This window comes from Streptomyces sp. WAC04114 (assembly GCF_019733245.1).
Taxonomy (GTDB): Bacteria; Actinomycetota; Actinomycetes; order Streptomycetales; family Streptomycetaceae; genus Streptomyces; species Streptomyces massasporeus_A.
This window is the reverse complement of record NZ_JAIGQA010000320.1, coordinates 1-4,062: the sequence shown is the minus strand read 5'-3', so window position 1 is coordinate 4,062 and position 4,062 is coordinate 1. Positions and strand designations below refer to the sequence as shown.

The window sequence follows — 4,062 nt, the reverse complement described above, 5'->3', positions numbered from 1 at the left end:
CGGTGAACGTGGTCGGCTTCGGGACCGGCTTCGGCGGGTGCTGGGGGCGCACGGGGCGCTGGTCACCGGGCGTGTTCGAGGACGCGTTGCCGGTGGACGCGTTGCCGATGCCGACCACGTTCACCGAGTTGCCCGTGACGTTGACCGGGAGGTCGACCGGCAGCTGTACGCCGTTGCCGGAGACCACGCCCGGTGAATCCTTTCCGCCGCTCTCGGCGACCGCACGGCCGGACCGGTCCGGCCGTGCGCCCCGCGCGTCGTCCTTGTTCGCGCAGCGGTTGCCGGCGGCGGGGTTCAGTAGCCCCACCACGTTCACGGTGTTGCCGCACACGTACACCGGAGCGTGCACCGGCAGCTGGACGGTGTTGCCGGAGACCACCCCGGGCGAACCGGCCGTCGCGCCGTCCGCACCGGAAGCGGCGTACGCGGGGACGGTCACGGCCATCGCGCCCGAGGCGGCGGCGACGGCGATCATTCCGTTTCGGGTAACCCGTCTCATGGGACCCCTGCCTTCCAGACATCGTCGCGGGCACTCACCCGCACCCGAGAGAACGCGCGGGATCCGGTGCGAGTTATGGCTTATCCGCCTTTCACCCCATCGAGCGGCCCGGTTGTCGAACTAGCGGTAAAGCCCTTCGTATGCGGGCCCCGGGAGCCACGCCCGCCCGGAGGCGGGGCTCGGTGGGCCCGCTTATGGTGAGCGAGGGCGCCGATCCCGGTCCGCTGCGGGGCGCCCCGCGTACCTGGAGGCACCGATGCTGGCCAAGCTGTCCACGCGCCCCTCGATACGGCGCTGCGCGGTCACCGGCACGGCCGGGCTGGCCCTGCTGGGCACGGCACTGCCGGCCGCCGACGACCCGCCACCCGGCCTCGCCCGCTTCTACGACCAGAAGGTCACCTGGTCGAGATGCCCGGGCATGGACATGCCCAAGGACCTCCAGTGCGGGAAAGTCACCGTCCCGCTCGACTACGCCAAGCCGGGCAAGGGCACCCTCGACCTCGCCGTCGCCCGCTACCGGGCCACCGGCAAGTCCCGGGGCTCGCTGCTGCTGAACTTCGGCGGCCCGGGCGGCCAGGGCGTGCTCCAACTCGGCATGGGCGGCAAGGACTTCATGGGCCTGACAAACGGCTACGACGTCGTCTCCTTCGACCCCCGCGGCGTCGGCCGCAGCTCGCCCGTCAGCTGCGGAAACGCCTCGGAAGGGGCCCTGGACGCGACCGACGGCAACGCGGATGCGACCGACCCCGAGGCCGTGCTCGAAGAGCTGCGGGCGGCAGCCACCGAGTGCTCCGAGCACTCGGGCCCGGTCCTGCCCCACATCGGCACGGTCAACGCCGCCCGCGACCTGGACGTCATGCGGGACGCGCTCGGTGACGACAAGCTCAACTACCTGGGCTTCTCCTACGGGAGCCGGCTCGGCGCGGTGTACGCGGCCCAGTACCCCGAGAACGTCGGCAGGATGGTGCTGGACGGCGTCGACACGCTGACCGAGCCGCTGGCCGACCAGGGCGTGGTGAGCGCCCAGGGGCAGCAGACCGCCCTGGAGAACTTCCTGACCTGGTGCACCGAGGACATCGCCTGCCCGTTCGGACGGAATCCGCGAGAAGCGCGGGAACACGTCGTGGAGGTGGTCGAGTCGCTCGACAAGGACCCGCTGCCGACCGACTTCGGCGAGGCGTTCACCGGCCAGGACTTCGCGGGCGCCCTCGGGCAGGGCCTCTACAGCAGGGAGCTGTGGCCCTCGCTGCAGCGTGCCATCGCCCAACTGCTCGAGGACGGCGACACCCGCGGCCTGGAGACGTTCCTGTCCGGGGGCTTCACCCTCCCGTCGCGGCGCGGCCCGCACGCCGGACTCACCGACCCGGCCGACGTGCCCCTCGACAACCTGCCGGCGGCGCTGATGGCGGTCAACTGCGCGGACGATCCCGACCGCCCCGCAGCCGCGCAGGTCACTGAGGACCTCGGCCGGCTGCGCGCCCGCTACGAGCAGGCGTCGCCGGTCTTCGGCCGCTACCGGCTCACCCAGGTGCTGATGTGCTACGGCCGCCCCAAGGGCACCGACTACATCCGCGACGACGTCAAGGACGTCGACACGCCGCGGATGCTGCTCGTCGGCACCCGGGGCGACCCGGCCACGCCGTACCGCTGGACGCTGGAGACCGCCAAGCGGCTCGGCTCGTCGGCCGTGGTGCTCGACAACCGGGGCGAGGGCCACACCGGCTACGGCTCGTCCAAGTGCGTGCACAGCAAGGTCGACGCCTTCCTGCTGTACGGAACCCTCCCGCCGGACGGCAGTTCCTGCGGCTCCGACCGCGACGACGAGTGAGATCGATTCCCCCAAATGCCCCATTCGCGAATTCGCTCTATCGTTCTGTCATGGAGAGCGTTCTGAGTCCCGCGACCCTTGCCGAGCTGCGGCGCCCGCGCCCCTACCCCGCGGTCTCCGTGCTGACGCCGACGCACCGGCGCGATCCCTACAACGCCCAGGACCAGGTCCGGCTGCGCAAGATGGTGGCCGAGGCGAAGAGGCAACTGGAGGCCGATCCGGCCGTCACCCGCGAGCGACGCACCGAGGTCGCCGGACACCTCGACCGGGCCCTGTCCGAGGTCGACCTGACCCACGCCGAGGACGGTTTGGCGATCTTCGCCGCCCCCGGCGAGCACCAGGTGTGGTCATTGGCCAGATCCGTACCCGAACGCGTGGTGCTCTCGGACACCTTCCTCACCCGCAACCTGGTGTCCGCACAGACGGCCGGGCGCCCCATCTGGGTCCTGTCGCTCGCCGCGGACCGCGCCACCCTGTGGAACGGCGGTGTCGACCGCGTCACCGAGGCCCGCTTCGGCGGCTTCCCGCTGACCCGGCGCGTGGCGAACTTCGACCCGGAGCGGCAACAGCGGATCGGCGACACCCCGAGCGCGTTCCGTGAGGAGGGCACCCGCCAGTTCCTCCGTGAGGCCGACACCGCGATGATCGCCGTACTGCGCGTCCACCCCAGACAGCTGTACGTCACCGGCGAACCGGCCGCCCTCTCCCTGCTGGACGAGGTCGGCAACACCGCCCGCAGCGCCGTGCACATCCCGCACGGCGGGCTCGCGCACGGAACCCCCGAGGCCGTGTGGCAGGCCGTGCGCCCGGTGGTCGAGGCGGAGGCCCGCAGAAGCACGGACGCCGTGACCCGCGCCCTCGAAACGGCCCGCGGGCGGCGGGAGTTCGCCGCCGGCGTCGACGAGCTGTGGCAGAGCGCCCGGGACGGCCGCGTCCGGCTGCTGGCCGTCGAGGAGAACTACCGCGTGACGGTCCGCGACGCCGGGGACCATCTGATCCTCGCCGAGAGCGGCGACCTCGACTCCCGCGAGGACATCGTGGACGAGATCGTCGAGCAGTGCCTGGAGACCGGCGCCGACGTCCGCTTCGTACCGGACGGCGCCCTCGGGGAGGCGGACGGCATGGCCGGGGTGCTGCGTTACTGAGCGGAGTACCGGCCGGTCTCCCGGGTGGCACACGACGGCCCCGGAGCCTCCTGCGCAACGGGGCTCGAACACGGGGTCGTCGAACACCCAAAGCAACCCGCATCACCGCCCCGACGGATCGTCAAATTGCCTGTGTAATCTACGACTTGGATCTCCGGGTGGCGGCCTCCGCACCTACCTCGGAGTAACTCCGGCGAGACGGTGGCATATGCCGGAAGCACCACCGTATCGTGTGTCGCCGAATCCCTTACAGGGCGTCGCGGGCTGTGCAACAGTCATAACGGTCCCTCCGTCCGCCTTGGTCGTACCGTCCCCGCATCGGAGTGCGTCATGCCGTCCCACCTCTCCGCGGACCGTCCAGCCGCCCAGCCGCCCGGACGGGGCTCGGTCGACGCGCTCATATCGCAGACGCGGCGGCTCAAGGGCGACGTGGACGCGGTGCGTCGTGACGCCGCGGGAGAGGGATCGGACCACCCGCGCGAACGCTGGCAGCGCGCCCTGTACGACCTCGCCCTGCACCAGCTCAGCGACCTCGACGAGCACCTCGCCCAGCTGCGGGACGGCCCCCTGCCCACGGCGGCCCCCGAACC

The 4,062-nt window shown here is 71.7% G+C and carries 3 protein-coding genes and 1 pseudogene; 3 read left to right on the top strand and 1 reads right to left on the bottom strand.

Annotated elements, in window-relative coordinates; translation table 11 throughout:
* On the bottom strand, positions 1-475 hold a 475-nt coding region (locus K4G64_RS38650), incomplete at its 3' end, for a chaplin (RefSeq protein ID WP_308122608.1).
* A 280-nt stretch (positions 476-755) separates the two neighbouring features.
* Between K4G64_RS38650 and K4G64_RS38645 the strand changes: the two genes are divergently transcribed.
* The 3 genes and pseudogenes from K4G64_RS38645 to K4G64_RS38635 all read left to right on the top strand — a co-directional run.
* A complete protein-coding gene (locus tag K4G64_RS38645) occupies positions 756-2,327 on the top strand; it encodes an alpha/beta hydrolase (RefSeq protein ID WP_221760523.1) in 1,572 nt (523 codons plus the stop codon).
* Positions 2,328-2,377: 50 nt separating this feature from the next.
* Positions 2,378-3,472: a chemotaxis protein gene (locus K4G64_RS38640; RefSeq protein WP_221760522.1), complete on the top strand. Its 1,095-nt coding sequence runs from the start codon at positions 2,378-2,380 to the stop codon at positions 3,470-3,472.
* A gap of 330 nt (positions 3,473-3,802) precedes the next feature.
* Positions 3,803-4,062: pseudogene (locus K4G64_RS38635) on the top strand (phosphatase); the annotation flags it as partial.